Source organism: Desulfobacula sp., assembly GCF_021107415.1.
In genome coordinates this window covers 1-16,967 of the sequence record NZ_JAIOSW010000236.1, presented here as the reverse complement: position 1 = coordinate 16,967, position 16,967 = coordinate 1, and the positions used below count along the sequence as shown (strand labels likewise).

Sequence of the window (16,967 nt, the reverse complement as noted above, 5' to 3'; positions counted from 1 at the left end):
AGGCCCACAAGGATTACTGCAGAATCCTATATGGGCAAACCTGGAATAGTTAATGTTGAGCATGAATCTGAATTGTCGGGTCAGACCCATGATAAAGGGGTGATGATCGTCTCGGGCTATCTTGGTAGAATGTTTGCGCAAAATTATCCCTTAAGTGTGAGTATCAGTATTACATTTGAACAAAGTTACAATGGCATTGACGGTGACAGCGCCTCTTCTACGGAATTGTATGCTGTCCTTTCAAGTCTCTCTGGTATTCCTATCCGTCAGGAAATCGCTGTGACAGGTTCTGTGAATCAAAAGGGTGAAATCCAGGCCATTGGCGGCGTAAATGAAAAAATAGAAGGATTCTATGATATTTGTGCTAAAAAGGGACTGACTAAAAACCAGGGAGTCATGATCCCATCCTCAAATGTGAAAAATCTTGTTTTAAGAAAAGATGTTGTTCAGGCTATCGAGAAAAAATTATTTCACCTATACAGGGTCAGAACCATTGAAGAGGGGATCGAAGTTCTTACCGGTGTTAAGGCAGGCCAAGCTGATTTAGAGTGTTGTTATCCTGAAGATACGGTTTTTGGAAAAGTTCAGGAAAAGCTGAAAAAATATCATGAACTGTCCATGCAATATGCAAAATAATTGGATTTTTAAAGCAATTTATTTTTTACAGTTTAGTTTGTATATAAAAAAAACAGAAAATGAAATGATTACAAAGTAAAGCAGGAAAAAATTTTGAAACCCAAAAACTCTGATCAGGTATCCGGCTGTAAGAGGCAATATGGCTGGAATAATATTCCCTGCCCCTACAAATCCAGTATAGATAGCCCTGTTTTCTTTTCCTGACACTTCCAACAAAACACCATTCATCGTTATGGAAAAGATAGAATACACAATGCCGCCTAAAATAAAGATATATTTTATCTGAATAGCATCATTGATGAAAATTGTACTTATCGCCATACTTAGTGACAATAATACATTGCCATAAAGTAACCATTTGTATTTTATTTTGTTTGCTGCAAATAAAATTAAAAAACTCACCAATACAATACCCACTACTTTAAACACTAAGAACATAGCGGTATCATTGCTTTGTGTTTGAAACACTTTTTTAGCATACAGCATTAAAAAAGGAAGAAAAGAAACTACAATACCTTGAGTATTAATAAAACCGAGAAAATATATCAGTTTGGGATTAGTTTTAAGCTCAGTTTTTAATATCCGGAAAAATTTTTTAAAACCACTTATTTTTAACATAGAGGATTCTGTTTCCTTAAGATTCCAAAATCCGAGGGAAGCAATTAAAAGTGCAAATGACCCGATCATAAATGTATAGGCATAATTTAAAGGAAAGTTTGAACTGCTTAAAACTTTTCTCGCCAGAAAGGCTGAGAACAAAACCACAATGCCGGCTATAATTTGTCTAATAGAAAAAAAACTCTTACGTTTTTGTTCCAAAATCGATTTGCCCAAAATATCTGTATAGCTTATGTTGGCAAATGCACCACCAAGGGAAAAAATGGTGATGAGAACAAATATGATCCAAATAATATGAACCGAGTATTGGGCTTGTAAATAAAACAATATTAAACCCAATCCTAACAAAGAAAAAATTCTTGAATTGATTCCCAGTAAAAGATATCTCTTTTTGTAAGATTTGTTGCTTATATATGGAGCAAAAAATAACTGGGTAACGCTAGATCCACCAAGTAAAATTGCCGTCATAATACCAACATGGATGGCTCCACCTCCAGATTCAATCAACATTGCCGGTATTATTGTATCCACATCCATAAATACCCCTGCAAATGCTAAAAAACTGGCGTGCCATAAAAAGGAAAAAAAATTTCTGTTTGATATTTTCGGAGTTAAATTCATTTATTAAATATTTAATTGCAGATTTCATAATTCCATGCTTGATGGTAAAAAGCATATGTTTTTTTGCAACCCGGCAATATAGAGCAATATAAGGAATTGTCAAGTTGATTCAGCAATCCTATACATATCATTTTATAGATTGTTGACAAGATATTCATAGAAGGATCTTTCTATTTGATCTCGGCGCCACTGGTGGCGCCACTTTGTATGGGTGTCATTTTAAGTAACGGGTCACCTTCTGGTCAATCGTTGATATATTTATGTAAAAGTGGAGTTATTTGTAAATTTTTTAACTATAATTACAGTTGGTTATAAAAGCAAAAAAGATTCTATTCAATGCTTGGCATAGTTATTGAAGTAATAGTTAGTAACTCAGTTTTAGAATGCGCATTCGCTGGGGAAATAAAAATAATATAACTATTGATAAAAAGGAGAATAACAATGAGTAAACTTAATAAATATATGATGGTTCATAACACCCCTGGTGTCAATTGTGACGAAATTCAGGCCAATTGGAGAAAACTGGCAAAAGTAGAAGCAGGCACATGGATAAGAACATATTTCAATGAAGAAAAAGGGATTCGTTATTGTATCTGGTTGGCAAAAAACGAAGAAATTCTTAAAGATATTTTTACAGAAATCGGCATCAGCTGGGAATCAATTATTCAGGTTGAAGAGACTGTTCCTTATCTTTGGGGAGAAAAATGAGAGGAACATCTTATAAAAGAAGCAACAGCTGATACTCTTGGTAACTGATGCAGGGAATTTTAAAGTGCAGGCAGCGATTATTCAGGCCTGCACTTTAACCCATTACTTTTCAAAAAGAACCATTACACTGAAATAAGGAGATAAAAATATGTATAAAAAAATTCTTTTTGGCACCTGCCTGACTGATTATTGCGAGCATATTTTTAATTTTGCTTTGAATCTTGCAAAAGAGAATGATGCAAAACTATGGATATATTATGGTATTGGCCGATTAAATCTTGATGAACCAAAAGCTGAACAGGCAATTAAAGAAGCTGAAGCCAGGGTGACCAAGGCCTATGTAGAACAAATGAAAGATAGAGGATTTGACAACTATGTCATTAATGTCAGTGATGGAGATGTCGTCAGCGAGCTTTCAAAGCTTGCCCGCAATGCTGCTGTGGATTTGATGGTGATGGGAACTTCTACTGACACCCCCCTTGCCATGGGAGAAACCACAAACGCAGGCTCGCTTGGGCCAATAGCTGCAGATACTCTTTTATGGGCACCTTGCCCTGTGATGATTATTCCGCCATCATTAATCCCGGGACTTGCAAGAGGTTAATAATGGTATACAATCAAAGCTGTGTCACTATTGAGAATATCAAAGTGACACAGCTAAAATAAAAAAACCGCTTATATATGCTTGAATTTATGATAAACATAGTTTTAAATAATTTTTAGTCCTGGGAGGTTATCATGGAAGAACAATCATTTAGTGATACTGCAATAGTGGCTTGTGGAACCATGAGCCCTGAAATCAATTTTCTGGTAAAAGAAGGATTTCTTGATACACAGCATATTTTTTATACAACACCAGGGCTTCACCAGGATATACCTGAACTAGAAACCCAGCTCATAAAATTCATAGAAAAAGCCAAAGCTGTCGCCAAGGGTGTGATTGTTGTTTATGGCGGCAAGTATTGCTATGTCAATCCGGATAATCCCACCCGGTTAATGCAGACAATTATTGAGGAACAGGGGTTGAAGGTTGTGAGAATTGATGCTTCACACTGCATGGGCATGCTTGCCAGTGATGAAGAGATGAAACAGATAACAAATGAATTTGCTGGTGGTGAACCTGTCTGGTTTATGACACCGGGCTGGGTAAAATTTCAAAAACAGGTGTTCAAGGGATGGGACAAAAGTATCGCCAATGAAAATTTTCCACGACATACTGGGGGTGCCGTTGTTCTTGATGGTATTGGATACCTGGATCAATATATGGAAGAAACCCCGGAGGAATTTCTTGAATATTGTGACTGGATGGGGATTCCCATGCAGGCATATCCCATAACTTTGGACCGATTTAAAGGCCTTCTTATGGATCAATTGAAAGTATTGAAAAATTAAATAATATAGATTAGCATACCATTAAATTTAGACCCAATTATAATTAAGTCAGGTATACAAATAAAAATGGAGAAAGTATGAAATTTGTTATTATCGGTGGTGATGCAGCAGGCATGAGTGCTGCAAGCAGGGCAAAAAGAAAAGATCCAGATATTGATATTCTTGTATTGGAACAGACCCATGATGTTTCTTACAGTGCATGTGGTATGCCTTATAACATCGCTGATCCGGAAAGGGATATGGAAAAACTGGTTGTCAGAAAAGCTGAAGTGTTTATTGAAAAAAACAAGATAAATCTTCTGACCGGACATAAAGTTACAGCCATAGACCGTTCAGCAAAAAAGGTAACAGGAATCACTATCCAGGGAGAATCTTTTGGTTTTGATTATGATAAGTTGTTTATTGCCACAGGTGCCTCTCCTGAGATTCCGGATTTGCCCGGATTTGATTTGCCCTGGATTATGGGTTTGAAAAGCCTTGAAGATGGGAAAAAAATAAAGTCCTATATCAAGGAAAAAAATATAAAAAAGGCCGTGATCATCGGCATGGGATACATTGCCCTTGAAATGTGTGAAGCCTTTGAAAAAAGAGGTGTAAAAGTCAGTATGGTTAAGCCGGGACCTATCTTTCTGCCGTGGCTTAACAAGGATCTTGCCGATATTATTTATGAGGAATTAATCAATAAGGGTATTGATATTCATGCCGGATATGCCATTAAATATATTGAACCATCAGGTAACGGTGTTCGGGTTATTTGTGAAGACCTGACCTTGGAGGCAGACATGGTCCTTGTGGCGTCCGGTGTAAAACCGTGCAGTGAAATGGCAAAAGATGCCGGTCTTGACTTGGGAATTTCAGATTCAATAACCGTGGACAGATATTTGAAAACATCAGATAAAGATATTTATGCGGCAGGAGACTGTGCCGATGCCTACCATATAGTGACTGATAAAAAATGCTGGATTCCTCTGGCATTAATAGCTAACAGGGCAGGGTGGGCAGTTGCCGATAATGTTACCGGGACTCAAACCCGTCTTCAAGGAATTGCAGGGACATCTGTTTTCAGAGTTTTTTCCCTTGAGGTTGCCAGATCAGGCTTAAACTTTAAAGAAGCCGCAGATGCAGGATTTGATCCTGTAGAAAACAGCGTTAAAACAAGATCCAGGGCTCATGGACACCCGGGATCAACACCGATTCACATCAATATGGTTGCAGACAAAAAGACCGGCCGCCTGCTGGGAACTCAGATGGTGGGAAAAGAAGGTGTGGTCCATAGAATCAATTCCATTGCAGTTGCTTTACATAATAAAATGACGGTTGAGGATTTTTCCCAGACGGATTTGGCGTATGCACCGCCATTTGGACCGGTTTGGGATCCTTTGTTAACCGCAGCCAATCAACTGGTAAAAAAAATATAGCTTTTTATCATAACTACTTAGCCAAGCGTATGGGGTTCCCATGTGTTTACAAATTCAATGATCGTTTGTAATCCATAAATTTGGTAATCTGTCCGTCATTTACAAAGGTTTCACCCAAAGTTTTTATAAACTCCGGGTGAAACCTTTCCAACTTTTCGATTATTTTATTTTATATCTCCAGCCTTGAGCATCCATGCGGTTTACAAAATCCACAAGATAATCCACAAGAACATCTTTCATTTTCCGGCCTTTTTCAGCAGTTGCTTTTTCAGGAGCTCCGCTGGCACCAAAATCCGTTAATTCGGAGAAATTCCATATTAGTTTTACATTGCTGTCCATTTCTGGAATCATACCCTTGGCCCTGCTCATATCGCAAAGCGCTGGAAACATGGCAAGCCCGATGGATGTTTCTCCTTCACCGCCATGACCCATGCCGTTCCAGACTTCAAAGGTGTCCTCGGGAAGAAGGTTTCCTGCCGTAACCCACCATGCATCCAGCACCGCCAGATTGAAATCCGGATGTTCAACTTTGATCTGCCTTGCAGCAATTTCAATTGCAGCGATATTGCCGTCATGGCCGTTGATGATCAACACTTTATTGATTCCCCAGTGAATCACCGATTCAAGCATTTCTTTTATGACTTTTATCAGGGTTTCATCCGAAAGAGAGATGCACATGGGTTTATGCCTGTAGTGACCACTCATCCCAAACCATAATGGGGGGGCAACCACTGTATTTTTAAGGCGTGATGCCAGGGCATGGGCAATATCATAGCTTACCAGAGAATCACATCCAAAGGGCAGATGTGCACCATGGCTTTCTGTGGAACCGATGGCCATGATAACCTTGTCAATTTTAGATTCCTGAAAAGAGTGCTCGTTCAGTTCTTCAAGCTTTACAGTTTTCATTTCATACTCCTTTAAGGGATGATGCGCCTTTATTTTGTATCCGGGAACCAGACTTCTTCCACAGTGTATTTTCCCTTTTTAACACTGATAATGGAGACACCTTTTACCGGAACCCCACTGGGGCGTGTATAGGAGATTTCACCAGTAACTGCCTTAAATCCCATTGTTTTTGCAAGGCTTTCTTTCAATGCTTTGGGCTCTGCAGAACCGGCTCTTGTGATTGCATCGGCAATGAGGGCAATGGCATCATATCCAAGCGGAGCAAAGGCATTTTCCGGGGGTACGCCATATTCTTTTTCATAGTCTTCAATAAATTTGGTAACCTCTGGTCTGGAATCTGCTCTGTAAGTATGGGTAGAAAAATACACATCATTTGCAAGCTCTTTTCCCGGAACTGTCACAATAAGCTCAGTATCAAAGCCATCCCCGCTGATAATGGGAAGGGTTAGTCCGTTTTCCCTGATCTGTTTAGTTGTCAGTCCGGCTTCATTGGGTATGGATGATATAAAAATAGCATCCGGTTTTGGAGATGTATTTTTAAGCCTTGCGATCTGGGCTGAAAAATCCTTGTCCCCCATCATGAAAAAATCTTCCAGGACAATATTTATTCCAAGTTCTTTGGCACGCTGTTTGTAAAATCTTGAAAGAGTCTTGGTAAAGTCCATTGAATTGTCAGTCCAGACGACGACATTTCTTACCCCAAGGGACTTATAAGAGTAATCGGCAATGGCAAAGGACTGGTCATCGTCTCCAAAGGGTACCATGAACATGCAGTCCCCGATCATCTTGGGAAGGGTGGGAAGGGTGGCTCCGGATGTAACAAAGGGAATACCTTTTTTCTGGAACAAAGGGGCTGACGGAAGGACAAATGAAGGATCACTGTGACCGATACCGGCAATAACGCCCTTGCTGAGAAGTTTTTTAGCACCAAGTGCAGCTGCTTTCTGGTCTGTTTTTGCATCCACGGAAAAAAGCTCGATCATCCTGCCGCCAAGCAATCCGCCACTTTCATTGATGACCTTTACCGCAAGCTTTGCACCGCGAAGAGAAGGGGTATCAATTGAAGACATGCCTCCTGTAAGGCTGTATAATGCGCCTATTTTTATGGATTCGGCAGAAAAACAGGGGGCCGCCAGAATAATGGACATCAAACCTAAGATAATAATCATGAAACACTTTTTCATTTTGCAATCTCCTTAATTATAATTGGGGTGTTTATATTTTCCCAGGACAAAATCGGGTTCTTCTGTTCCGAATATGCCACTGGGTTTAAAAATAAGAATCAGGATAAGAATCAGGGAGGTAACAATTTCTCCCACACCATATATACCGAAATTTTCTTCTATGGGCCGGAAACATTCATTGGTTAACGAAAAAAGAATGGCGGCCAGGATAGAACCGGTTATGCTCCCGGTTCCGCCCACAACTACCATGACAACAATATTAAATGACATGATAAGGGAAAATGATCCAGGGGTCACAGCCGTAATCAAATGTCCCCACAAACCGCCCGCGATTCCGGCAAAAAAAGCACCCACAGTAAGCGCAAAGCTGCGGGTATAAAACAGGTTCACACCAAGGGAACTCGCGGCCATCTCATCTTCCCTGACAGCAAGCATCGACCTGCCAAGGGAAGAGAATTTAACCTTCCAGCAGATATAAATAGTCACAATAACCCAGCCCATGACCCAGTAAACATTGGTAAAGTCCTCCAATCCGTTTAATCCGAGAGGGCCGCGGGTGATCGACTCTGCATTGTTTAACAGCACCTGGACAATGATAAGAAACCCCATTGTTGCCACAGCAAGATAGTGCCCTTTCAGTCGCAGGACGGATATTCCAACGACCATAGCCACAAGCGCTGCAAAGCATCCGCCCACCAGAAGAGCCGGAAAAAAAGGCAGGTGAAGGGAAACCATCCATTGAGGGAGATCCGGCAGGAACAAGGGTTTTTTCTCAAGGGAAAAGGTTAAAAGGGCTGTTGTATACCCGCCAATGGCCATGAAAGCCGGGTGTCCCAGAGAAAAAAGACCGGCAAACCCATTGGTCAGGTTCAGGCTGACGGCCAGTATAATGTTGATGCCGGTAAAACTGACAATGGCAAGGATGTAATCATCTGCCGTGTTTTCTATGAAAATAGAGAAAACAATTAAAAAGAATATCATGCCTGCAAGACTGTAACGAGGACGATTTGTTTCCATTAGGCTCTGTCCTCCGTGTCTTTTCCAAGGAGCCCATTGGGCAGAACAATCAAAATGATGATCAGGCTGCCAAAGACAAAGGCATCCCTGTATGAAGAATAAATAGGAGGTAAAAGGCCCACAAAAAGAACTTCGGCAAGTCCCAGTATGAATCCTCCGAGAATGGCACCGGGGATTGATCCAACACCGCCGATAACAGCTGCAACAAATGATTTCAGACCCGGAATATAGCCCATCAAAGGGTCTATCTGCCCGAATTTCCCCCCCCACATCAGCCCTGCAATACCTGCAAGGCCGCTTCCGATTGCAAATGTCGCCATAATCGTCTTGTTGATATTGATTCCCATCATTCTTGCCACATCAATGTTTTCTGCCGTTGCCCTCATGGCAATGCCGAGCTTTGTTTTTTTGACCAGGAAAATAAGGGCCACCATAAGAAAAACAGCCGTTAAAATAATAATAAGATCAACAACCCTGAAACTTGCAGGCCCTAGGTTAAGTATGGTCTGCATATAATCTGGAAAACTAAAGTTCCTGGGCTGGGCGCTTAAGGTGAGTATTCCAAGATTCTGTATCATGATGGAGATGCCAAGAGATGCGATAAACCCTGTCACTTGAGGTGCACCCCGCATGGGGCGAAAGCTGGTCCTTTCAATGAGTAGGCCCACGGCGCAGCCGGTGAAAAGGACACAGAACGCAACCAGCGGGAAGGGGAGTCCCGCTGTTTCCATAAGGGCTAATGTTGTAAATGCACCTATCATGACAATATCGCCATGGGCAAAATTAATAAGTTTGACAATACCGTATATCATTGAAAATCCAATTGCCACAAGGGCATACATGCTTCCAAGGATCAATCCGTTGACCAGCTGTTGCAATAGATACCCTGACTCCACTATTCACCCCCAAGATAGGCTTTTTGGACCTTGGGATTTTTGGCAAGGTCTGCACTTTGACCGGAAAGTACCACCCGGCCTGTTTCAAGTACATAAGCCCTGTGGGACAACTCAAGCGCCATAACAGCGTTCTGTTCTACAATTAGAATCGTAATACCCTGTGTATTGATTTTTATTAGCTTATCAAAAATGGTTTCGATGATAAGGGGGGCAAGCCCAAGTGACGGCTCATCCAGTATCAATAGCTTTGGTCGGCTCATAAGTGAACGGCCAAGGGCCAGCATCATCTGTTCGCCGCCGGAAAGGCTTCCTGCTGCCTGATTTAACCTTTCCCCAAGTATGGGAAACATTTCATAAATGGATTGAATATCTTTGCCAATTTCATTGTCCGAACGTAGATAAGCACCGATAACAAGGTTCTCTTTTACTGAAAGCTGGGAAAAAACACCTCTGCCCTCCGGACACTGGGAAATACCTGCGCCAACGATCTGTTCCGGTGCCATGGCAGAAAAATCCATTGTTTTTTTACCTTTTGCTGCAGTGTAGAGGATACTTCCTTTTGCCGGGCGCAAAAAACCTGAAATTGTTTTTAATGTTGTTGTTTTTCCGGCTCCGTTTGCACCGATCAATGCAATAATTTCACCATGGCCTACATGGAGATCCACCTGATGCAGGACATGGGTCTTGCCTCTGTAGACATCAATATTTTTAACAGTCAGCATGGGGTTTTTCCTTTGGAGAACCGAGATAGGCCTTGATAACCTCAGGAGAATTTTGAATTTCCTCAGGAGTTCCCTGGGCAAGCAGACGGCCTTGATTCAGGACTTGAATACGTTGGCACAGATTCATCACCAGGCGCATATCATGTTCAACAATTAAAATGGTCATATCATGATTGGTATGAATTTTTTTGATGGTGGTCATAAGATCTGCCGTTTCCTGGAGGTTCATTCCCGCGGCAGGCTCATCAAGGAGTAAAAGTTTCGGGCTTGTTGCAAGAGCCCGTGCAATTTCCATTCTCCGTTGATCTCCATAAGGAAGATTTTTAGCAGGTTCGTACACCAGGTCTGTAAGATCCATCATTTCAGCAAGTTTCATTGCTTTTCCGGTAATTTCTTTTTCTGTTTGACAAAATTTTTTGGTATGACAAATGGTATTAAAAAACCCTTTGCCATGGTGCATATGAAAGGCTACCTTTATATTGTCCAGAACACAAAGGTCTCCAAAAAGTCTTATGTTTTGAAAAGTTCTTGCAATTCCGGTCCTGGCTATCTGTGCAGGAGAAAATTTTGTTATATTTTTTGAATTAAGAAAAATTTTTCCTGAACTGGATTTTAAAACACCGGAAAGAAGGTTGAACACAGTGGTTTTACCCGCACCATTCGGGCCGATCAACCCCACCAGCTCACCTTTTTCCAAGGTTAAGGTGTAGTCAACTACGGCTAGAAGTCCGCCAAATCGCTTTTCCAAACCTTCAACCTCAAGCAAATGATTTTTTTTGTGCAATGATCTTTCCTTTTTACTATTAAACCGCACCTGAATTTTAGCGATTACCCGAATACAGATGGTAAAATTTCTTTTTACAATTATGATAGAGATCATAAACAGGTATGTAAATATAGGAAAGATATAATATATATATAGGTAAAAACTATAGGTTTATTTTAGGGAATCGTGGTTCCAGGCCCTGCTCTATTTGAGGATGATTTCGTTAAGATAGGCCACTAGGTTGACCTTTTGGCCGAGTAAACCCAATTTTTTTCTAAGATTTTGACGGTGGAATGAGATGGCATGTTCCGATATATACAAAAGTCCGGCTATTTCTATGTTTGTTTTTCCCATTTTTATCAAGGCTGCGACTTCCATCTCCCTGCGTGTCAGCCCCACTGCCCTGGTGTATAATTTGCCTGAAAATTGAGAGGTTATTTCATCCAGATTGGATTCAATCACATCTGTCAGGGCTGTCTGCTGTTGATCCAGGCTACTTTCTTTCAATCGTTTCAGATAAGGCATGACCAACGAATTAATATGAGTGATCACGTTCTCTTCAAACTTTTCCCGTTCGGATTGGCGATGTTCCAGAAGAACTTTCAGGGCAGTATTGGATTCTTCCAGTCTGATGGTGCGGCGCTGTACCAATTCCTCCAGGTTTTGCTTCATCTTGCAGAGTGTAAGATGAAGTTTTACGCGTGCCAGAACTTCAGCCTCCTGAAAAGGTTTGGTGATGTAATCCATACCGCCGACTTCAAATGCCTTGACCTTATCGTCAGACTCCCTGAGCCCACTGATGAAAATAACCGGCACCGTGCGGGTACTGGCATCATTTTTCAATTGTCGGCAGACCTCAAGGCCATCCATTTCCGGCATTCGAATATCTAAAATAATCAGGTCCGGAAGCTGTTGTTTAATGGCATCCAGCGCCATACGTCCACTCAGGGCCTGTCTCACGCCAAATCCCTGTCCTGCCAGGATATCTGTGAGAAGCTTTAAACTTTCCGGGCTGTCATCAATGATCATGATGACAGCCTTATCCTCTACCAAGCTGTCTGTAATGGGTGAATGGGTTTGCATTTGTTAGCTTCCTGTAATATTTTTTGCTTGGTTGATTATTGCCAGTATTTTGTCAAATCTGAACTTACCAGCCAGTGCTGTCAGCTTATCTGCCACTTTATCATTGACCTGCCGGATTTGTTCAATGCACGCAATTGTACGGTTAAAATTAAGTTCGACCGAGGCTGATTTCAATTCCGCCACCAAAGGTTCTGGTAATTGGGCCAAAATTCCGGGTTCCAGGACTTTTTCCCTAGAAATCAAATCGGGCTTTCTTTTAGCCTGGTCTTTCCCATATATAAAGGTTACGCCTATATGCCGGGTCAGCATAGCAAACAACTCTGCTTCATCATAAGGCTTGCGAATAAAATCATCACGCCCCGCCGTCAGTATCTGTAGCCGTTCCCTTTCAAATGCATGGGCCGTGAGCGCAATGATGGGTGTATGGCCACCTGCCCCGGTGGCCTTAATCTTTTGGGTGGCCGTTAACCCATCCATTATCGGCATGCGGATGTCCATCAGGATAAGGTCGGGCTCAAAGCGAAAAAATTTTTCCACACCTTCTTTGCCATCCACCGCTGCCTGGACCTTAAACCCAATTGTTCGGAGCAGCTTGGTCAGCATGATGCGACTTTCCTCATGATCCTCAACAATCAAAATACAGTATCGAGGCTGATCCGGTGCTAACCCCACGGGCCGGTTCGGAGTGTCTATGTTTACGACATCAGCAGGGCTTACCACCTGGATCGGCAGATCAAAGCAAAAGGTCGACCCCTTGTTTTTTTTACTTTTAACCCTGAGATCACTTCCCATTATTTGAACAAAATGTCGACTGATGGTCAAGCCCAGACCCGTTCCGGGTTTTTGAGTAGTCCTGCGCTTTGCCTGGGCAAATTGATTGAATATGATGTTGATATCTTTCTGGTCAATACCAATGCCGGTATCTCTGATTTCAAATCGAATCCATAAATCCGGATTCTTGACCGGTACTTTCACCTTTTCCGAATGATTTGGAATCACAGGCTCGTTTGCCGTTGAAACCTGCAACACCACGCTTCCCTGACGTGTGTAGTCTATGGCATTGCCAAGCAGATTGAAAAGTATCTGGCGTAATTTCCCTTTATCCGTTCTGATATACTTGGGAACATCCGGGGCTTTTTCAAACATGAAGAAAAGCTTTTTTTCACTGGCACGTTGTTGAAACATCACAGCAATGCCTTCTAAAAAATATAGCAGATCAACGTTTTCGGGATTAAAGGTAACTTGTCCGCTTTCAATTTTTGACATGTCCAGCACATCGTTGATTAAGGCCAGAAGCTGATCTCCGCTTCGGTGAATGAGGCCTAGATTTTCAAGCTGATCCAGAGTGATCGAGGCATCTCGCTCCATTAAATGACTGAAACCCAATATGACATTTAAGGGTGTTCGCAATTCATGGGACATATTTGCCAGAAATTCGCTTTTGGCCCGGTTAGAGGCTTCGGCCGCTTCTTTGGCCGCAACCATATCCGTGGTGCGGGCGGATACTTTTGCCTCAAGATTCTTCTTGGCGTTCTCGATATCCCGATACACAGTTTTTAAGCGGTTTCCCATTTTAATAAGGGTTTGAACCAAAAGGCCCACCTCATCCGGACGAGACTGAAACGTACTGAGGTAATTCAAAAACCCTGTCAAATTATTTTCAATTTCAGTGGTCGCATTGAAGTTCTCGGCAGTTTGGGTCAATAAACCAAGAGGGTGTGAAACATTTTTGCGCACTACTGAATAAATCATGAACAATGCCGTTACAAAAGAACCTACACCGATGGCTATCATAAAATAGGCGTTTTTTATGATTTTATCTTTAAATAAAGCTTTGTAGTAAACCGAAACTAAATACCAGTCCGGTCCTTCTATCTTTGTGACAGCCAGAAATTCATCATTTTCAGCGTTATCAATGATCGCAGGAAACGTTGAAACCGATTTGATCTTTTTAAAGATGGATAACAGCTGTCTATCATTTGCAGATGTAACTGTGAATTTTGGATCACGGGTTGATATCATTTCCGCTACTTTGTAAGGATGCACGATGATGTGGCCGTCCTGACCAAGGATGATGCTGTACGAAGAAACGATGCTGTCACTTAAATTGCGGTTAAAAAAATCACCACACTCAAGATCCGTCCCAATTGTACCTATTTGTTTGCCGTCGACATCAACAGGCAGGGCTGCAGATATCATCCAATGACCAGCAAGTGAATCAAAATAAAGACCCGTCCATATAAGATTCCGGCTCGGATTGTTTTCCATATTGGTTTTTAAAAACCATTCCTCATCGCCCCAATTATGATCTGCTGAAATGTTCCGGCCCCATGGGATTTCAGGCCAATACCTCAATGAGATCTTTTCCGGTGTAACAAACCAAAGGTTCACAAACCTGGAACGCCAGGCTGGACCATATTTCAAAAGCAGCTCATAGGCAAGCCCCATACGTCGCCGGATTTCTTTATTTACCTCAACCCCTGGTGCCATAATAATACCGATGCCATGCTCGAATACTTCATTCTCGGTCCACACACCATCAAAATACTGATGGCGGGAACGTATTGTTCCATCGCTGAGCCGTACCATGCGGGATTCAAACCAACCCGTAAAATCGGGTTTCGGGTTGGTTTCATACTGAAACACAAATTCATTTTTTAATCCTATTAAATTATCCTTTGCCAGACGAAAGAGTTCACTTTCCCGTTTCCCACGCTGAACGATATACTCCAATAGCTGATCGTAAAATTGAACCTCTGTTTTTTTAATCAAGTAATTGTATGTGATGAAGGTAGAGACAATGATAAGAAAAGCAAACAAAAAAAACAGGCGTTTGATTATCGTATGCGACAATGGAACCAGTTTGATCGGAGACATGCGTAATGTGCCATGATTATTTTCTGATTTTTTCATTTGCCGCGACCTGAATTGTCTGTTTCTATCACCATCGTCTCAATAAAAAAAAGGTAGTAAGCATCCATGGATAATACACCTCTACTGAACAAATTTCAGATCAGTTAATAAATAATTTATCACAGTCATAAACCACTTGAAATGTGAGCCGCTCAAATCGGTTATTGTTCTCTCTTAACCAAACAAGTTCATTTGCTGATCATGTCTCTTATCAACTTCCTCGTGCTTCTTTATATATCGTCGTATTGCCTCTTCATTTCTTCCTACTGTGGATACATGATAGCCTCTTGCCCAGAAATGCTGCTCTGTAAAGTTCTTGCTACGTCCTCCAAATTTTCTGGCAATAGCAATTGCACTTTTTCCTTTTATAAATCCAATAACCTGAGCAACAGCATATTTCGATATTTCGGTATCCATGTTACATGAAACATACACTCCCACTTTGAGTGGCTTAAACTATTTATTGTTTTCATTAAAACCTCACTTTCTACTGAGCCTCGAACGGTTCACTGAATATGAGGTTTTAATATATTCCTGCAAAAGTCAAACTTTGGGAGTCCCCCGGCAGAGCCGGGGGTTTACCCATTATAATTAAAAGTATTTGATGAGGTAAGAAAAATTATATTTTTTCACGGCACTGCTCTGCCCAGGCAAATAGTTCCGGGGTGCCGCCGGTATGCCAGAACAACACCGTCTGGTTTTTTGAAAAGTAACCTTTTTTTATCAGATCCAGAAAACCACCCATTGCCCGGGCCGTGTAAACCGGCCCTAAAAGAATCCCTTCATGGAAAGAGAGATCCCGGATCGCATCAAATTCCAGATCTCCGGGTATGGCATATCCTGCCCCCAGGTAGTCACAATTAAGAGAAAAATCCGATTCTGTCATCCTAATATCAGACCCGATCCTTTCAGCAACGGCATTGGCAATCTGGGTCAGGACAGGAGGGAAAGGATCAGATCCGATTTGGGTCTGATCAATGCTTATTCCCAGGACATCACCTTTAAACCCGGTAATTTTTGCTCCCAGAGTCAATCCAGCCTGGGTCCCGCCGGAACTGGTGGCAAATACAATAGCATCAGGTGAAATATCCATATCCTTAATCTGACTGGCAAGTTCCAGCATGGCCGTCACATACCCAACAGCCCCAATACTGTTGGAACCGCCTACAGGAATTAGATAGGGTTTTTTTTCGACTTCAGCCAATTTGTCTGCTACCTGGAGGAGTCGTTCATCCCTGTCTTTTCGCTCACAATAATGAATCGTGGCCCCGAAAATTATATCCAGTAAAAGATTGCCGTTGGGAATCTTTGGTTCAGTACCGTTTAACACCAGATGACAATCAAGACCGGCTTTTCTTGCGGCAGCAGCAGTCAGGCGGCAATGATTTGACTGTATTCCACCGGCAGTGACCAGAGTATCTTTGTTCTGCTCAAGAGCTTCTCCAATAAGAAATTCCAGTTTCCGGGTTTTATTTCCCCCCATGCCCAGAGAGGTAAGATCATCCCGTTTCATGTAAATACCAGGTCCGTTATATGCTTTGGTCAGGGCGGCAAGATATTGGATGGGTGTTGGAAATTCAGCCAGATGAAATCTGGGCAGATTGTCTAATTTCATGGAATCCCCTTATTGTTTAATGGATGAAAATTTTTTGGATATCTTAATTTAACCTGATTGTTTTCTTTTTAAATTCAAAACCAAAAGTTTTCATTTCTTCAAGTACTGGTTTATAAATTTCAGGGATGTTCGGCATTAGAGTACCCCTTGATTTTATTTTTCCTTCCAGTATTAATTTTATACTTATTGAAGCAGGAAGAGAAACCGCCCTTGACATTGCTGACTCTCCATATGGAATTCCTTCTACCAACAAGCTTGCGACTCTTTTCTCTTTTCGGTCAGGAAATTCAGCAATTATTTCATCATACACAATGATCATATCTTTTTCTTCAGGACTATAAGACATTTTTTTAAGCATAAGGTCAACCAGAACATTGGAGTATATTCCCTTTTCAACGGTAATTGGCTTTTCCTCAAATAATCCGAGCCATTCTAATCGCTCCATAATATCATCTTTTTCAGCAATATT

The 16,967-nt window shown here is 41.5% G+C and carries 16 protein-coding genes and 1 pseudogene; 5 read left to right on the top strand and 12 right to left on the bottom strand.

What is annotated here, in order from left to right; all coding sequences use genetic code 11:
• Positions 1–636, top strand: a 636-nt coding sequence (locus K8S13_RS12865) for a S16 family serine protease (RefSeq protein ID WP_291463028.1), incomplete at its 5' end; no start/stop codon positions are given.
• An 18-nt stretch (positions 637–654) separates the two neighbouring features.
• On the opposite strand, the gene K8S13_RS12860 is transcribed toward K8S13_RS12865, so the two are convergent.
• Complete coding sequence (locus K8S13_RS12860; protein WP_291463027.1) at positions 655–1,875, bottom strand: MFS transporter; 1,221 nt, start codon at positions 1,873–1,875, stop codon at positions 655–657.
• Positions 1,876–2,316: 441 nt separating this feature from the next.
• On the opposite strand from K8S13_RS12860, the gene K8S13_RS12855 reads away from it, so the two are divergent.
• From K8S13_RS12855 to K8S13_RS12840, 4 genes are all read left to right on the top strand, one after another.
• Positions 2,317–2,583: a DUF4242 domain-containing protein gene (locus K8S13_RS12855; protein ID WP_291463025.1), complete on the top strand. Its 267-nt coding sequence runs from the start codon at positions 2,317–2,319 to the stop codon at positions 2,581–2,583.
• A gap of 148 nt (positions 2,584–2,731) precedes the next feature.
• The gene (locus K8S13_RS12850) at positions 2,732–3,187 is read left to right on the top strand and encodes a universal stress protein (protein ID WP_291463024.1); all 456 of its coding nucleotides are present in this window, start codon (positions 2,732–2,734) and stop codon (positions 3,185–3,187) included.
• Between the two features lie 134 nt (positions 3,188–3,321).
• The gene (locus K8S13_RS12845; protein WP_291463022.1) at positions 3,322–3,975 is read left to right on the top strand and encodes a DUF1638 domain-containing protein; all 654 of its coding nucleotides are present in this window, start codon (positions 3,322–3,324) and stop codon (positions 3,973–3,975) included.
• Between the two features lie 77 nt (positions 3,976–4,052).
• Complete coding sequence (locus tag K8S13_RS12840; RefSeq protein WP_291463020.1) at positions 4,053–5,393, top strand: FAD-dependent oxidoreductase; 1,341 nt, start codon at positions 4,053–4,055, stop codon at positions 5,391–5,393.
• Between the two features lie 159 nt (positions 5,394–5,552).
• Here the strand turns inward: K8S13_RS12840 and K8S13_RS12835 are convergent, their stop codons facing one another.
• The 11 genes and pseudogenes from K8S13_RS12835 to K8S13_RS12785 form a co-directional block, all read right to left on the bottom strand.
• On the bottom strand, positions 5,553–6,302 hold the full coding sequence (locus tag K8S13_RS12835; protein WP_291463019.1) for a creatininase family protein: 750 nt from the start codon (positions 6,300–6,302) through the stop codon (positions 5,553–5,555).
• 29 nt (positions 6,303–6,331) lie between these two features.
• Complete coding sequence (locus K8S13_RS12830) at positions 6,332–7,486, bottom strand: ABC transporter substrate-binding protein (protein ID WP_291463018.1); 1,155 nt, start codon at positions 7,484–7,486, stop codon at positions 6,332–6,334.
• Between the two features lie 12 nt (positions 7,487–7,498).
• Positions 7,499–8,503 (bottom strand): branched-chain amino acid ABC transporter permease, encoded by a 1,005-nt coding sequence (locus K8S13_RS12825; protein WP_291463017.1) that lies wholly within the window; start codon positions 8,501–8,503, stop codon positions 7,499–7,501.
• Complete coding sequence (locus K8S13_RS12820; protein ID WP_291463015.1) at positions 8,503–9,381, bottom strand: branched-chain amino acid ABC transporter permease; 879 nt, start codon at positions 9,379–9,381, stop codon at positions 8,503–8,505. The genes K8S13_RS12825 and K8S13_RS12820 overlap by 1 nt, the downstream gene beginning before the upstream one ends.
• A gap of 17 nt (positions 9,382–9,398) precedes the next feature.
• Entirely contained in the window at positions 9,399–10,121 is a 723-nt protein-coding gene (locus K8S13_RS12815) for an ABC transporter ATP-binding protein (RefSeq protein ID WP_291463014.1), read from the bottom strand.
• Positions 10,108–10,905: an ABC transporter ATP-binding protein gene (locus K8S13_RS12810; RefSeq protein ID WP_291463013.1), complete on the bottom strand. Its 798-nt coding sequence runs from the start codon at positions 10,903–10,905 to the stop codon at positions 10,108–10,110. The genes K8S13_RS12815 and K8S13_RS12810 overlap by 14 nt, the downstream gene beginning before the upstream one ends.
• Positions 10,906–11,091: 186 nt before the next feature.
• Complete coding sequence (locus K8S13_RS12805) at positions 11,092–11,970, bottom strand: response regulator (protein ID WP_291463012.1); 879 nt, start codon at positions 11,968–11,970, stop codon at positions 11,092–11,094.
• Positions 11,971–11,973: 3 nt separating this feature from the next.
• Positions 11,974–14,883: a hybrid sensor histidine kinase/response regulator gene (locus tag K8S13_RS12800; protein ID WP_291463011.1), complete on the bottom strand. Its 2,910-nt coding sequence runs from the start codon at positions 14,881–14,883 to the stop codon at positions 11,974–11,976.
• 174 nt (positions 14,884–15,057) lie between these two features.
• Positions 15,058–15,356, bottom strand: a pseudogene (locus K8S13_RS12795) (transposase).
• 146 nt (positions 15,357–15,502) lie between these two features.
• On the bottom strand, positions 15,503–16,498 hold the full coding sequence (locus K8S13_RS12790; protein WP_291463009.1) for a D-cysteine desulfhydrase family protein: 996 nt from the start codon (positions 16,496–16,498) through the stop codon (positions 15,503–15,505).
• 43 nt (positions 16,499–16,541) lie between these two features.
• Positions 16,542–16,967 (bottom strand): saccharopine dehydrogenase C-terminal domain-containing protein (locus tag K8S13_RS12785; RefSeq protein WP_291463008.1); only part of this gene is annotated, 426 nt, incomplete at its 5' end.

Bases quoted from the DNA above. Each gene is read 5' to 3' on its own strand.
- K8S13_RS12845 (WP_291463022.1), top strand. From the start codon at position 3,322: ATGGAAGAACAATCATTTAGTGATACTGCAATAGTGGCTTGTGGAACC.
- K8S13_RS12805 (WP_291463012.1), bottom strand. From the start codon at position 11,970: ATGCAAACCCATTCACCCATTACAGACAGCTTGGTAGAGGATAAGGCT.
- K8S13_RS12825 (WP_291463017.1), bottom strand. From the start codon at position 8,503: ATGGAAACAAATCGTCCTCGTTACAGTCTTGCAGGCATGATATTCTTT.
- K8S13_RS12790 (WP_291463009.1), bottom strand. From the start codon at position 16,498: ATGAAATTAGACAATCTGCCCAGATTTCATCTGGCTGAATTTCCAACA.
- K8S13_RS12850 (WP_291463024.1), top strand. From the start codon at position 2,732: ATGTATAAAAAAATTCTTTTTGGCACCTGCCTGACTGATTATTGCGAG.
- K8S13_RS12835 (WP_291463019.1), bottom strand. From the start codon at position 6,302: ATGAAAACTGTAAAGCTTGAAGAACTGAACGAGCACTCTTTTCAGGAA.
- K8S13_RS12840 (WP_291463020.1), top strand. From the start codon at position 4,053: ATGAAATTTGTTATTATCGGTGGTGATGCAGCAGGCATGAGTGCTGCA.
- K8S13_RS12815 (WP_291463014.1), bottom strand. From the start codon at position 10,121: ATGCTGACTGTTAAAAATATTGATGTCTACAGAGGCAAGACCCATGTC.
- K8S13_RS12800 (WP_291463011.1), bottom strand. From the start codon at position 14,883: ATGAAAAAATCAGAAAATAATCATGGCACATTACGCATGTCTCCGATC.
- K8S13_RS12830 (WP_291463018.1), bottom strand. From the start codon at position 7,486: ATGAAAAAGTGTTTCATGATTATTATCTTAGGTTTGATGTCCATTATT.
- K8S13_RS12855 (WP_291463025.1), top strand. From the start codon at position 2,317: ATGAGTAAACTTAATAAATATATGATGGTTCATAACACCCCTGGTGTC.
- K8S13_RS12860 (WP_291463027.1), bottom strand. From the start codon at position 1,875: ATGAATTTAACTCCGAAAATATCAAACAGAAATTTTTTTTCCTTTTTA.